Source organism: Microbacterium sp. NPDC096154, from assembly GCF_040302945.1.
GTDB lineage: Bacteria > Actinomycetota > Actinomycetes > Actinomycetales > Microbacteriaceae > Microbacterium.
This window is the reverse complement of record NZ_JBEOSM010000012.1, coordinates 1-15889: the sequence shown is the minus strand read 5'-3', so window position 1 is coordinate 15889 and position 15889 is coordinate 1. Positions and strand designations below refer to the sequence as shown.

Genomic DNA, 15889 nt, shown 5'->3' with positions numbered 1-15889 from the left:
GCAGGCATCCCACCCTCGTTGAAGGAGGCCCGTGATGCCGACATACACGAACCCGACCAGCGATGCCAGCGATGCCTACGAGGCGTTGCGCGGTCTGGCTCACGCCAGCCGTAGCTTCGAGGACCCGTCCGAGACCTACGTGGTGATCGGTGAGCTGTTGGGCGGGCTGCGATCGCTGCGGCAGGTGCTCGACCAGCTCGCCGCCGCCCATCTGAGCCGGCAGCATCACGTCACCGACGAGTCCCGCGAGTACAGCGGCGGTGCGGCCGAGGCGCTGGCCGCAGCGGATGAGCTGCACCAGGCCGGCACGCTCATCGACCAGGCCGACGACCGCCTGAGCGCGGCCATGACCCACTCGGGCCGGATCGTGTGGAACCCGCAGGACCGGATGGTGGAGCGGTGGGTTGGCGTCGTGTTCCTCCAAGGCGAGGAAACCGACCGGGTGATCGACCTCATCGACGCCCACGGGGTCGAGGCGGGGATCGAGCATCTGTCGGCGTGGGACTACGGCGAGGAGACCACGAACGCCGCCTTGGAGAACGGCGACGTTCACGACACCGCCCCGGTCTATCCCGGTGACCGGCAGGCCGAGACCGGCGACTACGCGATGACCTACAACGCGATGGCCGGGCACGTCGCCCTGTACCGGCGGCACCTGATCCGTGCCGAGGACGCCATCGACAAAGAAGCAGGGGCGCACGTCCCGGCCCGCCGCCCGACGACAGGCCGTGAGCGAGAGACGGCCGGGCGGCGTAGCGCCGTCCGTGACGGGGGCTGGTTCGAGCATCCCGGCGTCGCCGCCGTCAAGCAGGCCCGCGGGCTGTCGCTCTGACATAGCCACCACGGAGACGTGCCGGCGCGCACCTGCCCGCCATGAACAGCGCAGACCCCACCGCTTCGATGTCCCGGCACGTCGGGACGCTCACCTTGACCGTCTGGCCGGACTCGCCGCTGGGCGAGCACCAGCGATATGCCTACCGCATCGAGGACACCGCGACCGGGCAGACGCTCGTCGGCCGGGACCTGTTCACCGGCGCCGGAGCGCCGGTCGCCCCGGACCGCGCGATGCGCGACCTCGCCGCCTTCCTGGCAGCGGCCGGCGACGCCCGCCAGTACGCCATCGACAACCCCGGCAGCAGGCCCGAGCATGAGTGCCTGTTTCCCGGATGGGTCGCGGAGGCCGCTCGCCAGAACGCGGACGCGCTGGCACCGCTCGGCATCGAGGGCCCGCCGCAGCCCAAGCCGGACATGCCACAGCAGCCTCGCCCGGCGCCGGACTCGTCATGGTTCGACCGTCCCGCCGGCGGTTGGGTCTCCGGGACGCGGGGGCGGTCGTTGTGAGCCGGGGCGAGAAGCTGCACACCGCTGTCCTCGTCACTCCCGCCTCGGAGCGGCGCCGGCTGCGCAAGCAGCGGCGGCAAGCCGCCGCCCGCCTCGTCGCCGAGCAGCGTCACGTCGAGAAGGAAGCGGCCCAGGCCAAGGCCGCCGCCGAACGGGCTGAACGCCGTGCCACGGTCTACCTGCCCGCCGCCGGCGAGCCCGGCCCGGCCGCGCTGAGGACACCGGGCCGCTTCCGGGTGGCCCGGCATCAGGACACCAGCGCCGTGCTCGCCGGGCAGTACCCGTTCCTGGCCGAAGCCGGGCTCGGAGCCGCGGGAATCTTCATCGGCCAAGACCTCTACAGCGGCTCCTCGTTCGTGTACGACCCGTGGGAGTTGTACCGCAGGGGCATCATCACCGCGCCGAACCTGATCTTGGCGGGGATCGTCGGCTCCGGGAAATCGTCGCTCGCCAAGAGCCTCTACACCCGCAGTCTGCCCTTCGGGTACCGCGTCTATGTCCCCGGCGACCCCAAAGGCGAGCACTCCGGCGTCGCCGAAGCAGTCGGCGGGAAAGCGATCATCCTCGGGCACGGGATGGGCAACAGGCTCAACCCCTTGGATGAGGGCTACCGGCCCGGCGGCCTGTCCGACCAGGAGTGGGCCACCACCCTCGCCGCGCGACGCCGCGATCTGCTCGGAGCCTTGACGGAGACGGTGCTGGATCGGCGGTTGGCGCCGTTGGAGCACACCGCGATCGACACCGCCCTGGCCGGCGCGGTCCGCGACGCGGACGTGCCGATCCTGCCGATGGTGGTCGACCGGCTGCTGCGCCCCGACCCTGCCGACGACCCGGACGGCCGGCTCACCGAGGACGGCCGCCAGGTCGGCCACGCGCTGCGCCGCCTGGTGGCCGGGGACCTGGCCGGCCTGTTCGACGGGCCGAGCACCGTCAGGTTCGACCCGTCGCTGCCGATGGTCAGCCTCGATCTTTCGCGCGTCACCGAGAACAGCACGTTGATTTCGGTGCTGATGACCTGCTCGTCGGCATGGATGGAAGCCGCCCTGCTCGACCCCAACGGGGGCCGCAGATGGGTCGTCTACGACGAGGCATGGAGGCTCATGTCCCACCCGGCGCTCCTGCGCAGGATGGACGCCCACTGGCGTCTCGCCCGGCACTACGGGCTGGCCAATCTCTTGGTGTTCCACAAGCTCACCGACTTGGAGAACGTCGGCGATGCCGGATCGGCGAACCGGGCGCTGGCGAACAGCCTGCTGGCAAACGCGGAGACGAGGATCGTCTACCGGCAGGAGACCGATCAGCTCGGCCCCACCGCCGTCGCGCTCGGGCTGACCGGCACCGAACGCCGCCTGCTGCCCGGACTCGGCACCGGGCAAGGGCTCTGGCGGATCAAGGACCGGGCCTTCGTCGTGCAGCACCAACTCCACCCCGCCGAGCTCGCCGCGTTCGACACCACCGCCCGCATGACCGGCATTCCCCGCAAGTTGAGGAATCCTGAAGTCGATTTGGCGTGAAGATGCGGGTTGAGAGGTCGCTGGAGCAGGTGTGAGTGTGCATGTTCACGGAAGATGCAGCCTCAGCGTGGCTTCCTGCGGGATCAGCAGGGGTGCGGCGTTCGACGAGGATGGTGTCGCGCCAGCGGCCGGCGTGCGGCCCGTAGTCCATGCGGGCGATGCGTTCTCGTCTGCCGACGGTGCGGAATCCGGCGCGCTCGTGGAGGCGCAGGCTTGCGGTGTTGTCGGGGAAGATTGAGGACTGGACCGTCCAGATGCCCGCGTGGTCGGCGACGGCAAGGAATGCGGCCAGGAGCCTGGAGCCGACGCCCTGTCCTGCAGCATCGGGGTGGATGTAGATCGAGTGTTCGACGACGCCCGCATAGGCGGTCCGCGTTGAGGTGGGGGCCGCGGCAACCCATCCGTTGACCCGATCTGCGGAGTCGAGGGCTACCAGGCTCAGCTCGGAGCGTTTGCAAGTGATGAACGCGGCCCAGTTCGCGGGCGGCACAGCTTCGAAGGTGGCGTGCCCGGTGGCGATCCCGGCTTGGTAGATGCTCGCGACCTCGGGCCAGTCGGACTCGACCATCGGCCGGAACCGGGAATCTGGCGTCAGGAGAGGAACGCCCGCGCGGCGCCGGCGAGCGTGTCGGTTGTGGGCTGGTAGTAGGCCCACTTACCGCGTTGCTCGCGGGTCACGAGACCGGCTTCGACGAGGAGTTTCATGTGGTGTGACACGGTCGGCTGCGACAGTCCGACGGGTTCGGTGAGGTCGCACACGCACATCTCGCCCTCGCTGCTGCCGACGATCATCGCCATGAGCTTGACCCGGGTGGGGTCGCCGAGCGCTTTGAACACCCGGGCGAGCTGCTGCGCGGTCGCGTCATCGAGCGGCTGCCCGGGGATGCAGCAGGTCGAGGCTTCGGGGGTGCTCTCGATGGTCGCGGGAAGGGCGTTCATGGCTCCATTCTGCCCTACGCATTGACATCTGTCGATACGTGAGGCAGGCTCGTTCACATTGAAGAACGTCAATGCATGGAGGTTGGGTATGGTTTCCGTCGTCGTTATCGGTGCGGGCCCGCAGGGGCTCGCAGCGGCCGCGCATCTACTGGAACGCGGATTGAACCCGCTCGTGCTGGAGGCCGGTGATGGTCCGGGGGCAGCTGTTGCGGAGTGGGGGCATGTGCGGCTGTTCTCGCCGTGGACGGAGCTCACCGATGCGGCATCTCGTCGCCTGCTGGAGCCGACGGGGTGGGTGGCGCCGGAGAAAGGCTATCCGACCGGGGCGCAGTGGATCGAGGGGTATCTCGCCCCGCTTGCGGACGCGCTGGGCGACCGGGTCCGGTATGGGGCTCGTGTGGTCGGAGCGGCGCGCAAGGGGCGGGATCTCGCGGTCGATGCCGGGCGAGCGGAGCAGCCGTTCGTCGTGCACGTCCGCCGCACGGATGGTGGGCAGGAGCGGATCGAGACCGACGCGGTGATCGACGCGTCGGGCACCTGGTACACCCCGAATCCCGCGGGTGCTGACGGTCTCCCCGCGCTCGGCGAGGAGGCTGCAGTCGATGCGGGGCTGGTGGAGCATCGCATGCCCGCGATCGACGATGCCCTGGGCTTGGCCGGTCAGCATGTGGTGGTGGTCGGCAACGGTCATTCTGCTGCGACGACGATCGGGATACTGTCGCGGGTAGCGAAGCGGGTGCCGGGGACGCGGATCAGCTGGGTGCTGCGCCGCGGCACGGTCGGCAACACGTTCGGCGGCGGGAGCGGGGACGAGCTGCCCGAGCGCGGTGCGCTGGGTCAGCGGGCGAAGAAGGCGGTCGAGGACGGGCTCGTGGATCTCGTCACCGGGTTCCGTACCGAAGAGGTGACGGTCGAGGACGGGCAGGCTGTGCTCCTCGCGGAGGACGGCCGCCGTTTGGAACCGGCATCGCGCGTGTTCGTCGCGACCGGGTTCCGGCCTGATCTGTCGTTCCTGTCCGAGATCCGGCTCGGTCTCGACATGCGGTTGCAGGCTCCGGTGAAGGTCGCTGTCGAGGTGGACCCGAACCTGCATTCGTGCGGCTCGGTCCGTGCCACGGGAGCTGCAGACCTCGCGCATCCGGAGCCGGGGTTCTACATCGTGGGGGCGAAGTCGTACGGGCGGGCGCCGACGTTCCTGGCTCTGACCGGGTTCGAGCAGGTCCGCAGCGTCGTCGCGGCGATCGCCGGCGACCGTGAGGCTGCCGCGCGCGTCGACCTCGTCCTGCCGGACACTGGGGTGTGTGGCGGGTCTGGCCTGTTCGACGCCCCGGACGATCAGGCGGCCTCGGGTTCGTGCTGCGCGCCTGGTCCGCAGCTGGTCCAGATCGGCGCGAGGGCGGACGGATGAGTCGGGGCCGCTTGCTGGTCGTCGGTGGCGGGCAGTCTGGCCTCGCTGCCGCCCGCACCGGACGCGACCGGGGCTGGGAGCCGGTCGTGCTGGAGGCCGGCCCGGAGCCGGTGGGGTCGTGGCCGTGCTACTACGACAGCCTGCGCCTGTTCTCCCCACGCCGGTTCAGTTCCTTCCCCGGGTACTCGTTCCCCGGCGACCCGGACGGCTACCCAGGGCGCGACGAGGTCGTCGAGTACCTGCGCGGATACGCCGACCAGCTCGGCGTCGAGGTCCGGACCAATGCCCGCGTCGTCGACGTCACCGCCGACGGGCCGGCGTTCACGGTGGAGCTGGCTGACGGGAGCAGCCTGGTCGGCGACGCGCTCGTCGCTGCCTCCGGTTCGTTCGGCAATCCCCACGTGCCGGCGATCCCCGGCAGGGAGGCATTCGAGGGGCGGGTTCTGCATGTGGCCGACTACCGGTCGCCGGAGGAGTTCGCCGGGCAGCGGGTCGTGGTCGTCGGGGCGGGCAACTCCGCCGTGCAGGTGGCCCACGAGCTCGCCGAGCACGCGGAGACGTCGCTGGCGGTGCGGGACCGGGTCCGGTTCGCGCCGCAGATGATCGCCGGACGCGACCTGCACTGGTGGCTGCGCCTCACGCGCGCCGACCTGCTCCCGCCATCGGTCCTCGAACGGCTCGTCACCGGCACCCCGGTGATTGGGACCGACACGTACAAGCGGGCGCTGGAGGCGGGCCGGCCCGACCAGCGGCCCATGTTCACCGCGTTGTCCCCGGACGGGGTCGTGTGGCCTGACGTCTCCCGGGAGCAGGTCGACGCCGTGATCTTCGCGACCGGCTACCGGCCGCACCTGACCTACCTGACCTCGCTCGGCGTCCTCGACGGGGCCGGCAGGCTCCGGCACGACCGCGGTGTCTCGACCGCGCTGCCGGGGCTGGGCTTCCTCGGTGTGGAGTTCCAGCGGTCGTTCTCCTCGAACACGCTGCGCGGGGTGCACCGCGACGCCCAGCACGTCGTCGACGCCCTGACCAGGCTGCCGCGGGGTGCCGCCGTTGCCTGAGCCCGGACCCCGCCCGTCGCTCGGCGCGGTGCTGGCGGCCCTGTGCGTAACCGAGATCGTCTCCTGGGGGCTGCTCTACTACGCCTTCCCGGTGCTCGCGCCGCGGATCAGCGCCGACACCGGCTGGTCCACGGTGGCCGTCACCTCGGCGTTCTCGGCGGCACTGGTGGTCTCGGCGCTGGTCGGGGTGCCGATCGGCCGCGTCATCGACCGGCGCGGACCGCGGCTGGTCATGACGGTCGGGTCGGCCCTCGGGGTCCTGGCTCTCGTGGTGATCGGCACGGCATGGAGCCTGCCGGTCTTCGTCGCCGGCTGGGTGCTGGCCGGGGCCGCGATGGCCGGGGTGCTCTACCCGCCGGCGTTCGCCGCGATCACCGGCTGGTTCGACGCACGCCGCCTCGGGGCACTGGCCACCCTGACGCTCGTCGCGGGCCTGGCCAGCACGGTCTTCGCGCCGCTGACGGCGACCGCCGGCGAGCAGCTGGGCTGGCGGGCGACCTACCTGTGGGCGGCAGCCACCCTCGCCGTCGTCACAGTGCCGGCCCACTCGCTCCTGCTGCGACGCCCCTGGCCCGCGCGCGGGCATCGCGACGCGCCCGCCACCGACAGCGCCCATGCCGTCGCGGTCCTGCGCAGCGCGCGGTTCTGGCTGCTCACGGGCGGTTTGACCGCGGCGTCGCTGGCCATGTACACGGGCCTGCTGGCCCTGGTCCCGCTCATGCTCGAGCGCGGCCTCGACGCCCGGGCCGCAGCCTGGGTGCTCGGCCTCGGGGGCGTCGGCCAGGTCGCCGGACGCCTCGTCTACACCGGCCTGGCGCACCGGGCCTCGCTGACCGCGCGCACCGCCGCCGTGTTCATCCTGGTGACTGCGAGCACGCTGGTCCTGGCCGTGGTGCCGGGCCCGGTGGGCCTGCTGATTGCGGCGTCGATGCTCGCCGGAGTCGGCCGCGGGATCGCCACGCTGCTGCAGGCGACCGCGATCACCGACCGCTGGGGAGAGCGCGCCTACGGCCACCTCTCCGGCGTCCTCGGCCTCCCGGTCCTGCTGGCCGCTGCCCTCGCCCCGTTCGCCGGGGCCGTCCTCGCCGAGGTGACCGGGAGCTACGCGAGGGCATTCGCTGTCCTGACCGCCCTGGCTGCAGTCGGGACGGCCCTGATGATCGCCAGCGCGTGGACGAGGGCCTGCGCGGAGCAGCCACTCCTCCCGCCGCGTGGCGTTCATAGTCGAAGTTGAGGTTATCGGAGCCGACAATAGGTCAGCGTTCACTGTATAGTTCAGTGTATGCTGACTATTGCTTCGCGTCTTGACGTCATGAACCGGCTGGGCCGGGCCATGGCGGATCCGACGCGCTCCCGGATCCTGATGACCCTGCTGGACGGCCCGAGCTACCCGGCCGTGCTCTCGCGCGAGCTGGAGCTGACGCGCTCGAACGTGTCGAACCATCTGACCTGTCTGCGCGACTGCGGGATCGTGGTCGCCGAGCCCGAGGGGCGGCAGACGCGCTACGAGATCGCCGACCCGCACCTCGCGGCGGCGCTCACGGCGCTGGTGGACGTGACGCTGGCCGTGGACGAGCACGCGCCGTGCGTGGATGCCGAGTGCACGGTGCCGGGCTGCTGCGGGACGGGAGCGGGCGCGTGAGCGCGGCGTGCGGCTGCGACGAGCCGGAGACCCGGGTCGGCGAGGAGGCCGAGGAGGAGCGGCCGTGGTGGCGTGACCGCGGGATCATGGTTCCGGTGTTCTCCGGCGTCGCCTTCGGCACGGGCCTGGTCCTGGAATGGACGGGTGCGGAGATCCCGGCGCTGGTGGCGTTCTGGATCGGCCTGCTGCTGGGTGCGTCGACGTTCACGCCCGGCGCGGTCCGCAAGCTGTTCACGGGCAAGCTGGGCATCGGGCTGCTGATGACGATCAGCGCGGTCGGCGCGGTGGTCCTCGGCTACGTCGAGGAGGCCGCGGCGTTGGCGTTCCTGTACTCCATCGCCGAAGCGCTGGAGGACAAGGCCATGGATCGCGCCCGCGGCGGGCTGCGGGCGCTGCTCAAGCTGGTCCCGGAGACCGCGACCATCCGGCGGGATGGCGCGTCCGTGGAGGTCGCCGCGAAGGATCTGGCCGTTAGTCAGCTGATGCTCGTGCGTCCGGGTGAGCGGATCGCGACCGACGGGATCGTCCGCACGGGCCGGTCGAGCCTTGACACCTCGGCGATCACCGGGGAGTCGATCCCGGTGGAGGTCGAGCCCGGCGACGCGGTGTCGGCCGGGGCGATCAACACCGCCGGTGCCCTGGAGGTCGAGACGACCGCGGCGGGCACCGACAACTCGTTGACCACGATCGTGGAGCTGGTCGAGCAGGCGCAGGCCGAGAAGGGCGACCGCGCCCGCCTGGCCGACCGGATCGCCCGGCCGCTCGTGCCTGGCGTGCTGATCCTCGCCGCCCTCGTCGCGATCATCGGCTCGCTGCTCGGCGACCCGGAGCTGTGGATCACCCGCGCCCTCGTGGTGCTCGTCGCCGCGTCGCCGTGCGCGCTGGCGATCTCGGTCCCGCTGACCGTCGTCGCCGCGATCGGCTCGGCGAGCAGATTCGGCGTGATCATCAAGTCCGGCGCGGTCTTCGAGCGGTTCGGCGTGATCCGCCACGTCGCCGTCGACAAGACCGGCACCCTCACCCGCAACGAGCCCGCCGTCACCGCCGTGCTCACCACCGAGGGCGTGACCGAGGCGCAGGCGTTGGCGTGGGCTGCGTCGCTGGAGCAGCATAGCACCCACCCGCTGGCCGCCGCGATCACCGCCGCCGCCCCCGGAGCTCCCGCCGCCTTGGACGTGACCGAGCAGGCCGGGCACGGCATCGAAGGCAGCATCGACGGGGCCAGGGTCACCGTCGGTAGCCCCCGCTGGCTGGACGCGGGGACGCTCAAGGACCAGGTCGCGGGCTTGGAGGAGCAGGGCATGACCGTCGTGATCGTGCACCGCGACGACGCCCCGGTCGCCGCGGTCGGTGTCCGCGACGAGCTGCGCCCCGAGGTCCCAGAGGTGGTCCGCACCCTCGCCGCCCAGGGCGTCGGGGTGACGATGCTCACCGGTGACAACGCCCGCACCGCCAGGGCGCTGGCCGCGCAGGCCGGGATCGAGGACGTGCGCGCCGAGCTGCGCCCGGAGGACAAGGCCACCGCGATCAGCAAACTGGGCGGGCACGGCTCGGTCGCGATGATCGGCGATGGCATCAACGACGCCCCCGCCTTGGCCGCCGCGGACATCGGCATCGCGATGGGCGCGACCGGCTCCGACGCCGCGATCGAGTCCGCCGACGTCGCCTTCACCGGCCACGACCTCCGGCTCCTCCCGCGGGCGTTCGACCACGCCCGTCGCGGCAGGCGCATCATCAACCAGAACATCATCCTGTCGCTGCTGATCATCACCGCCCTGCTCCCGCTGGCCCTGTTCGGCGTGCTGGGGCTGGCCGCGGTGGTGCTGGTGCACGAGATCGCCGAGGTCGTCGTCATCCTCAACGGGCTCCGCGCGGCTCGGACCCGAAAAGAGCGGATCGCATGAAGGTCGAACTGTTGCACATCCTCGACTGCCCGAACACGGACATCGCCGAAGCCAACGCGCGTGCTGCGCTGGACGCAATCGGATTTGTGGACGTGGCCGTCGAACTGGTAGCCATCCGGACCGAGGCCGAAGCGACGAATTCTCCGTTCGGAGGATCACCCACGCTCCTAGTCGACGGCGTCGACCTGTTCCCGACCGCACCGGTCCGCTCGCTCGCGTGCCGCGTCTACTCGACGGAAAGCGGATTCGCCGGAGCGCCCACGCCGGAGCAGATCGAAGCAGCGCTGCGAGGCGCTTCTCGATAGAGCGACAACCACTGGGGACGCAATTAGCGGGCCACACCCGCGGCACAACGATGTTCCCCGCATGGATCGAGCTCCCTCAAGAGCATGGGAGGGGCAAGCGCCGATGTTGCTTGCCCCTCCGGCGCTCACACTCCCTCAGACGAGCAGCTCTACCAAGAGCGCTTCGATGCGCCCCTTGATCTCGTCGCGGATCGGGCGCACCGCCTCGATGCCCTGTCCGGCGGGGTCGTCGAGCTTCCAGTCCTCGTACCGCTTGCCCGGGAAGAACGGGCAGGCGTCGCCGCAGCCCATCGTGATCACCACGTCGGAGGCCTGCACCGCCTCGGTGGTGAGCACCTTCGGCTGCTCGGCGGTGATGTCAATCCCTTCCTCGCGCATGGCTTCGACGGCCACGGGGTTGATCTGCTCGGCGGGCATGGACCCGGCCGAGCGGACCTCGATGCGGCCTGCGGCGAGGTGGCGGAGGTAGCCGGCGGCCATCTGGGAGCGGCCGGCGTTGTGGACGCAGACGAACAGGACAGAGGGCTGCTGAACGGTCATGAACTTTGGCTTCTTTCAGTCGGTGAGGGTCGCGAGGAGGGCGCGGACGCGGGACTCGATGTCGTGTCGGATCGCGTCGACCCCTTGCGGGGAGGCGAGGGCGGGGTCGCCGACGGCCCAATCCTCGTAGCGGACACCCGGGATGATCGGGCACACGTCGCCGCAGCCCATCGTCACCACAACGTCCGCGGCGCGGACGGCGTCGTCGGTCAGCGGCTTCGGGAACGCATCCCGAGCCTCCTGCTCGCCTTCGATCTCGACGAGCAGGGAGCGCACGTGCGGGTGCAGGTCCGACGCCGGGGTCGAGCCTGCGGAACGGGCGATCACTCGGCCGTCGGCGAGCTGGTTGACGATGGCGGCGGCGAGCTGGGAACGGCCCGCGTTCTGCACGCACACGAACAGCACCTGCGGCACCCCCGAAGACCGATCCCGGGTGAGGTCGGCGAGGCGCTGGCGGGCGAAGCGCTCGGTCAGCGGGATCATGTGCTGCGTCAGCTTCGCCGACCGCACCAGGCCCGCGTAGGACTCGCGCACGATCGCGATCACGACATCACGGTGCAGCCCGGTCAGCTCGTTGGCCAGTTCCTCGGCGAGCCGGGTCACGCGGGCGTCCATCTGCCGCAACGCTTCAACTCGCGCCTGAGCGTCCTCCGGCTCGTCGGCGACTGCCGCTGGTGCGAACGCGTCGAGGAGGGCCGCGACGGCGCGCTGCTTGCCCGGCGCGATCCGGTACCAGACCCACGTACTGCGCCGCTCGGACCGCAGCATCCCGGTCTCCTTCAACACCTTCAGATGGTGGGAGACGGTCGGCTGGGACACGTCGGCGAGCTCCGCGAGATCGCACACGCAGGACTCGCCGCGCGGGTCGGTCGCGATCGCGGACAGCATCCGCAGCCGCAGCGGATCCGCCAGCGCCTTGAGCGCCCCGGCCACAGTCGCAGCTGCGTCGGCGCCGATCGCGTGCATCGCGGAGGGCGCGCACGCCTCGGCGTCGGGAAGGACAGCGGTGTCGGTCATGACGTCCTCGATTCGATCGTGGATTCGGTGGCGTAGGGGTCCGTGCGGAACCAGGCTTTCGCCGCCCAGAGCGAGACGTAGACCAGCCCCACCAACACGGGCACCTCGATGAGCGGGCCGACGACCCCCGCCAAGGCCTGCCCGGAGGCCGCGCCGAAGGTGCCGATGGCGACCGCGATGGCCAGTTCGAAGTTGTTCCCGGCCGCGGTGAACGCGAGCGTCGTCGATCGCGCGTAGCTCAGGCCGATGCCCTTGCCGAGCAGCAGCCCCGCGAACCACATCAGCCCGAAGTACACCAGCAAGGGAAGTGCGATCCGGGCGACGTCCATCGGCCGGGAGGTGACCTGTTCGCCCTGGAGGGCGAACAGCAGCACGATCGTGAACAGCAGGCCGTACAGCGCCCACGGCCCGACCCTCGGAAGGAACGTCTCCTCGTACCAGTCGCGCCCCTTCCGCTTCTCGCCGATCCACCGCGAGGCGAACCCCGCGGCGAGGGGGACGCCGAGGAAGACGATCACATTCAGCGCGATCTGCCAGACCGAGATCTCCAGCCCTTGCGTGTCCAGCCCCAGCCAGCCCGGCAGGACGGTGAGATAGAACCAGCCCAGCAGGGAGAACGCGACGACCTGGAACACCGAGTTGATCGCCACCAGCACCGCGGTCGCTTCCCGGTCACCGCAGGCCAGATCGTTCCAGATCACGACCATCGCGATGCAGCGGGCGAGCCCGACGATGATCAGCCCGGTGCGGTACTCGGGCAGATCCGGCAGGAAGATCCAGGCCAGGGCGAACATCACCGCCGGCCCCACGAGCCAGTTCAGCACGAGCGAAGAGACCAGGAGCTTCTTGTCTTCGGTGACGGCGGCGACCTTGTCGTAGCGGACCTTCGCGAGCACCGGATACATCATCACCAGCAGGCCCAGCCCGATCGGGACCGAGATCCCACCGACCTCCATCGCGGACAGCACGTCGGAGAGCACAGGCACGAACCGGCCGAGGAGGAGACCGGCGACCATGGCGAGGCCGATCCACAGCGGCAGCCACTTGTCGAGTGTGGAGAGCCGTTTCGGTGCGGTGCGGGTCACGGTGTCGGTCATGCGAGCAGCTCCTCGATCTTCGTCGCGTAGACGGGCTTCGGGTGCGCGCCGATCAACACGTCCACCCGTTCCCCGTTCCGATAGAACCCGAGGGTCGGGATCGAGGTCACGCCGGCCGCGGTCACGGTCTCGAGGTTCTGATCGGCATCGACCTTCACGATCTTCACCCGGCCCGCGTACTCACCGGCGAGCTGGTCCAGGATCGGGGCGACCGCCTTGCATGGCCCGCACCAGGCCGCCCAGATGTCGACCACGACGGGCAGCTCGGAGTCGAGCACCTCGGCCCGGAACGTGGCGTCGGTGACGGGGGTGACGGTGCTCATGCGGAAACCTCCAGAACAGGTGCGGAAACGGTGGCGGGAGCAAGGTTCGACAGGTAGTGCTGGGCGTCCTGCGCGGCCGCGCAGCCGGTGCCCGCGGCGGTGATCGCCTGCCGGTACGTGTGATCGACGAGATCCCCGGCCGCGAACACCCCGGCCAGGTTCGTCCGCGTCGACGGGTGCGCGACCCGCACGTACCCGTCCGCGTCGGTGTCGACCTGGCCGGTCACGAGATCTGAACGCGGGTCGTGCCCGACCGCGACGAACACCCCCGTCGCGTCGAGTCTCCGCTCGGTCCCAGTGACGCTATCGCGCAGCGTGAGCCCGGTGACCTGCTCGTCGCCGAGGATCGCGGCGACCTCGCTGTTCCAGGCGACCTCGATCTTCGGGTCGTCCAGCACGCGCTGCGCCATGATCTTCGACGCCCGGAACTCGTCCCGGCGGTGCACGACGGTCACTTTCGACGCGAACCGGGTGAGAAACAGGGCCTCCTCCATCGCGGAGTCTCCGCCGCCGACCACGGCGATCTCCTGGTCGCGGAAGAAGAACCCGTCGCACGTCGCGCACCAGGACACTCCGTGCCCGGACAAGCGGTCCTCCTCGGGGAGGTCGAGCTTGCGGTACGCGGAGCCCATCGCCAGGACCACCGCCCGCGCCCGATACGTGGCCCCGGCACCGGTCTCGATGATCTTCACGTCGCCGTCGAGGTCGAGGCGGGTCGCGTCGTCGTAGACGATCTGAGCGCCGAACCGTTCAGCCTGCGCCCGCATCGACTCCATCAACTCCGGACCCTGCACACCATCGACGAAGCCGGGGAAGTTCTCCACCTCGGTCGTCGTCATCAACGCCCCGCCCGCGGTCACCGAGCCGGCGATCACGACCGGGGCAAGCCCCGCACGAGCAGCGTAGACCGCCGCGGTGTACCCGGCGGGACCGGACCCGACGATGACCAACTCGACCTCTTGATTCGACATGTATCTATATTGACGCTTCTCGAAGCACGCGGCAAGTCGGCGAGGCGCATCTGGGTGGTGTTTGCCGAAGGTTCATCTTCCGAGGCGGCTACGCACTGTCGGCCGTGATGTTCTGCGGTCCCGTGGCGGTGTGGGAGTAGCGCAGCGCGGTCTCGATGCCGATGCCGAAGAGGTCGCAGATGCGCCTGAAGTCGCCGCCGGTCTGCTCGACCTCGTAGAGAATCCGGTCGGTGCGCAGGGCCTGGGCTGTCACTCCGGCCTTCTTCCAGGGGAAGTTCCGGCCGGGCGGTGAGAGACGGGGCGCGGTCTGGACGGTGACGAGCAGGTAGGGGTTCTTCGTTTCCGGCCAGCGCTGGGCACGGTGGTCGAGCCACGCGCTCAGGCGGACGCGGACAGGTTTCGCGAGCGGGATGAAGCGGACGTCGGGCATTCGCAGACGTCCGTCGATGATGTCGGTGAGTTGGATGTGCTGGACCTGCTGCGTGGTCAGGGCGTGGAAGGCGACGAGCGAGACGGCCAACGCCACTGCGGGGTCGGGGTCGACCAGGGCGTCCCGGATCGCCGTGGGCTCCATCGGCAGCGGTGTGTTGCGCCGCGGGCCGCGCAGCGGGATCGCATTCGTCGGGTCGGTGAAGACCTGCTTGCGGCCGCGCAGGATCGTGAACAGACTGCGGAAACCGAGCATCATGGTGTGACGGCGCGAGGGGTCGTCAGGGAGGGCGGCGAGGATGTCTTCGGTGCTGATCCCTGCGAGGCTGGTGCGCCCGTCGTCGACCCAGCGAGTGATCGCGGGGAGGATGCCGTACATCTGGCCTTTGACGGTCATCGTGTCGCGGGGCTGACGGCGCGGCGGGGTCTTGGAGCCGTCGACCATGATGTCGCGCCAGACCTCGAGCTGGGCTTGATATTACCGTTTGGTTGAACTTTAATTTGATGTTCAGGGATGTTATTAAATGTTTGATATCTCATTCCATCCTTAATAACATTTTGAGGACTTATAATATTTACGTTTTTCCATTGATCCAACCCTTTAGAATAGGACTTCCATGTTGCTCCATCATCAAAGCTAATAATGAATCGAATAATACCAACGTTACTAGAATTGATTAAATGTGAAATAAAGCTTCTGATTTCCCCTAAATAAGCAAAAGATTGAGGTGCTATCACAAGTTGACCTACTGGTAAAGCTTCTACATTTAAAGCTAACTTATCACTTTCACTCAAATCCTCACTATAGGTCACCACGTCAAAATCTCCCTCTAACTCATCAAGTGGGGAGTAGTTGGCTGTAATATTTAATTTTGCCTCCGTTTTGTCAGGGTCATCAGTGTAATATAACACATCCACCTCATCACCAAGCTCATCATAAATAGTAAAAGGTTCTGTCTCCAAAGTGATAGAAGATTCAGTCTGATTCGGATCATCGGTGTACTCAATGACACTAATTGTTTTGTCTTCCCATTCTTCCGCAAGAGTGAAAGGGGTGGTCGTGATATTAAAACTTACTTCATCTTTGTTCGGGTCATCTGTGTAGTAACAGAGTTCTACATCTCCTTCGAGTTCCTGCCAAGCGGATTCAGGGATGATGGATAAGTCGTCCATTCCATAGTCTAGATAGTCTTGTTCGGTTGGTGGGGATGGAAGAGAGTGCCATTCAACATCTACGATATCGCCTTTTCTGATCTTTTTATCGTTTAGGTAGGCTTCGAATTCGATGAATGTTGTATATCTAGGTGTTCAGCGACGCCCTGCGGGTCGATGACGTGATCGTCGTCGAGGGCGAGTGGGGAAAGGTGGGCGAGATCACCCTCAGCTATGTGGTGCTCG

General features: G+C 68.7%; 17 protein-coding genes and 1 pseudogene. 9 read left to right on the top strand and 9 right to left on the bottom strand.

All coding sequences use genetic code 11. From position 1 onward, the window contains the following. Positions 1 to 34 precede the first annotated feature (34 nt). Genes ABTW64_RS14120 through ABTW64_RS14110 form a run of 3 tightly spaced genes read left to right on the top strand, consistent with a single transcriptional unit; the run spans position 35 to position 2855 of the window. Entirely contained in the window at positions 35 to 832 is a 798-nt protein-coding gene (locus ABTW64_RS14120; RefSeq protein ID WP_026529671.1) for a hypothetical protein, read from the top strand. A 41-nt stretch (positions 833 to 873) separates the two neighbouring features. After that, entirely contained in the window at positions 874 to 1341 is a 468-nt protein-coding gene (locus ABTW64_RS14115; protein WP_026529672.1) for a hypothetical protein, read from the top strand. Next, positions 1338 to 2855 (top strand): putative type IV secretion/conjugal transfer ATPase, encoded by a 1518-nt coding sequence (locus ABTW64_RS14110; protein ID WP_112266863.1) that lies wholly within the window; start codon positions 1338 to 1340, stop codon positions 2853 to 2855. The genes ABTW64_RS14115 and ABTW64_RS14110 overlap by 4 nt, the downstream gene beginning before the upstream one ends. A gap of 178 nt (positions 2856 to 3033) precedes the next feature. On the opposite strand, the pseudogene ABTW64_RS14105 reads toward ABTW64_RS14110, so the two are convergent. Together ABTW64_RS14105 and ABTW64_RS14100 are read right to left on the bottom strand one after the other, a co-directional pair. Next, positions 3034 to 3423: pseudogene (locus ABTW64_RS14105) on the bottom strand (GNAT family N-acetyltransferase); the annotation flags it as partial. 23 nt (positions 3424 to 3446) lie between these two features. After that, a complete protein-coding gene (locus tag ABTW64_RS14100) occupies positions 3447 to 3794 on the bottom strand; it encodes an ArsR/SmtB family transcription factor (protein ID WP_112266865.1) in 348 nt (115 codons plus the stop codon). Between the two features lie 88 nt (positions 3795 to 3882). Here ABTW64_RS14100 and ABTW64_RS14095 point away from each other — a divergent pair, with 88 nt between their 5' ends. Genes ABTW64_RS14095 through ABTW64_RS14070 form a run of 6 tightly spaced genes read left to right on the top strand, consistent with a single transcriptional unit; the run spans position 3883 to position 10114 of the window. Next, complete coding sequence (locus tag ABTW64_RS14095) at positions 3883 to 5202, top strand: FAD-dependent oxidoreductase (RefSeq protein WP_112266867.1); 1320 nt, start codon at positions 3883 to 3885, stop codon at positions 5200 to 5202. After that, positions 5199 to 6263, top strand: coding sequence for a flavin-containing monooxygenase (locus tag ABTW64_RS14090; protein WP_112266869.1), 1065 nt, complete (start codon positions 5199 to 5201; stop codon positions 6261 to 6263). The genes ABTW64_RS14095 and ABTW64_RS14090 overlap by 4 nt, the downstream gene beginning before the upstream one ends. Then, a complete protein-coding gene (locus ABTW64_RS14085; protein WP_253049604.1) occupies positions 6256 to 7497 on the top strand; it encodes an MFS transporter in 1242 nt (413 codons plus the stop codon). Before ABTW64_RS14090 ends, ABTW64_RS14085 begins: the two co-directional genes overlap by 8 nt. Positions 7498 to 7545: 48 nt before the next feature. Next, positions 7546 to 7905 (top strand): Cd(II)/Pb(II)-sensing metalloregulatory transcriptional regulator CmtR, encoded by a 360-nt coding sequence (cmtR, locus tag ABTW64_RS14080; RefSeq protein ID WP_007633539.1) that lies wholly within the window; start codon positions 7546 to 7548, stop codon positions 7903 to 7905. After that, positions 7902 to 9809: a heavy metal translocating P-type ATPase gene (locus ABTW64_RS14075; protein ID WP_350623487.1), complete on the top strand. Its 1908-nt coding sequence runs from the start codon at positions 7902 to 7904 to the stop codon at positions 9807 to 9809. Before cmtR ends, ABTW64_RS14075 begins: the two co-directional genes overlap by 4 nt. Then, complete coding sequence (locus ABTW64_RS14070; protein WP_013864598.1) at positions 9806 to 10114, top strand: hypothetical protein; 309 nt, start codon at positions 9806 to 9808, stop codon at positions 10112 to 10114. The genes ABTW64_RS14075 and ABTW64_RS14070 overlap by 4 nt, the downstream gene beginning before the upstream one ends. A 135-nt stretch (positions 10115 to 10249) precedes the next feature. On the opposite strand, the gene ABTW64_RS14065 is transcribed toward ABTW64_RS14070, so the two are convergent. The 7 genes from ABTW64_RS14065 to ABTW64_RS14035 all read right to left on the bottom strand — a co-directional run bounded on the left by ABTW64_RS14065 (position 10250) and on the right by ABTW64_RS14035 (position 15664). Beyond that, positions 10250 to 10654, bottom strand: a complete 405-nt coding sequence (locus tag ABTW64_RS14065; protein ID WP_112266873.1) for an arsenate reductase ArsC — start codon at positions 10652 to 10654, stop codon at positions 10250 to 10252. A gap of 15 nt (positions 10655 to 10669) precedes the next feature. After that, the gene (locus ABTW64_RS14060) at positions 10670 to 11671 is read right to left on the bottom strand and encodes a metalloregulator ArsR/SmtB family transcription factor (RefSeq protein ID WP_013864596.1); all 1002 of its coding nucleotides are present in this window, start codon (positions 11669 to 11671) and stop codon (positions 10670 to 10672) included. Next, positions 11668 to 12768, bottom strand: a complete 1101-nt coding sequence (gene arsB, locus ABTW64_RS14055) for an ACR3 family arsenite efflux transporter (RefSeq protein WP_112266874.1) — start codon at positions 12766 to 12768, stop codon at positions 11668 to 11670. Before arsB ends, ABTW64_RS14060 begins: the two co-directional genes overlap by 4 nt. Further along, positions 12765 to 13091: a thioredoxin gene (trxA, locus tag ABTW64_RS14050; RefSeq protein WP_223172695.1), complete on the bottom strand. Its 327-nt coding sequence runs from the start codon at positions 13089 to 13091 to the stop codon at positions 12765 to 12767. Before trxA ends, arsB begins: the two co-directional genes overlap by 4 nt. Further along, the gene (trxB, locus tag ABTW64_RS14045) at positions 13088 to 14062 is read right to left on the bottom strand and encodes a thioredoxin-disulfide reductase (RefSeq protein WP_112266878.1); all 975 of its coding nucleotides are present in this window, start codon (positions 14060 to 14062) and stop codon (positions 13088 to 13090) included. The genes trxA and trxB overlap by 4 nt, the downstream gene beginning before the upstream one ends. Before the next feature lie 88 nt (positions 14063 to 14150). Further along, the gene (locus ABTW64_RS14040; protein WP_350623483.1) at positions 14151 to 14936 is read right to left on the bottom strand and encodes a site-specific integrase; all 786 of its coding nucleotides are present in this window, start codon (positions 14934 to 14936) and stop codon (positions 14151 to 14153) included. Next, on the bottom strand, positions 14885 to 15664 hold the full coding sequence (locus ABTW64_RS14035) for a hypothetical protein (RefSeq protein WP_350623481.1): 780 nt from the start codon (positions 15662 to 15664) through the stop codon (positions 14885 to 14887). The genes ABTW64_RS14040 and ABTW64_RS14035 overlap by 52 nt, the downstream gene beginning before the upstream one ends. Positions 15665 to 15889: the final 225 nt, after the last annotated feature.

Excerpts from the sequence above, each read along its gene's own strand:
- cmtR (WP_007633539.1), top strand. The coding sequence starts at position 7,546 with ATGCTGACTATTGCTTCGCGTCTTGACGTCATGAACCGGCTGGGCCGG.
- ABTW64_RS14095 (WP_112266867.1), top strand. The coding sequence starts at position 3,883 with ATGGTTTCCGTCGTCGTTATCGGTGCGGGCCCGCAGGGGCTCGCAGCG.
- ABTW64_RS14100 (WP_112266865.1), bottom strand. The coding sequence starts at position 3,794 with ATGAACGCCCTTCCCGCGACCATCGAGAGCACCCCCGAAGCCTCGACC.
- ABTW64_RS14035 (WP_350623481.1), bottom strand. The coding sequence starts at position 15,664 with ATGGACGACTTATCCATCATCCCTGAATCCGCTTGGCAGGAACTCGAA.
- trxA (WP_223172695.1), bottom strand. The coding sequence starts at position 13,091 with ATGAGCACCGTCACCCCCGTCACCGACGCCACGTTCCGGGCCGAGGTG.
- ABTW64_RS14070 (WP_013864598.1), top strand. The coding sequence starts at position 9,806 with ATGAAGGTCGAACTGTTGCACATCCTCGACTGCCCGAACACGGACATC.
- ABTW64_RS14040 (WP_350623483.1), bottom strand. The coding sequence starts at position 14,936 with ATGGTCGACGGCTCCAAGACCCCGCCGCGCCGTCAGCCCCGCGACACG.
- ABTW64_RS14115 (WP_026529672.1), top strand. The coding sequence starts at position 874 with ATGAACAGCGCAGACCCCACCGCTTCGATGTCCCGGCACGTCGGGACG.
- ABTW64_RS14090 (WP_112266869.1), top strand. The coding sequence starts at position 5,199 with ATGAGTCGGGGCCGCTTGCTGGTCGTCGGTGGCGGGCAGTCTGGCCTC.
- arsB (WP_112266874.1), bottom strand. The coding sequence starts at position 12,768 with ATGACCGACACCGTGACCCGCACCGCACCGAAACGGCTCTCCACACTC.
- ABTW64_RS14065 (WP_112266873.1), bottom strand. The coding sequence starts at position 10,654 with ATGACCGTTCAGCAGCCCTCTGTCCTGTTCGTCTGCGTCCACAACGCC.
- ABTW64_RS14060 (WP_013864596.1), bottom strand. The coding sequence starts at position 11,671 with ATGACCGACACCGCTGTCCTTCCCGACGCCGAGGCGTGCGCGCCCTCC.
- trxB (WP_112266878.1), bottom strand. The coding sequence starts at position 14,062 with ATGTCGAATCAAGAGGTCGAGTTGGTCATCGTCGGGTCCGGTCCCGCC.
- ABTW64_RS14120 (WP_026529671.1), top strand. The coding sequence starts at position 35 with ATGCCGACATACACGAACCCGACCAGCGATGCCAGCGATGCCTACGAG.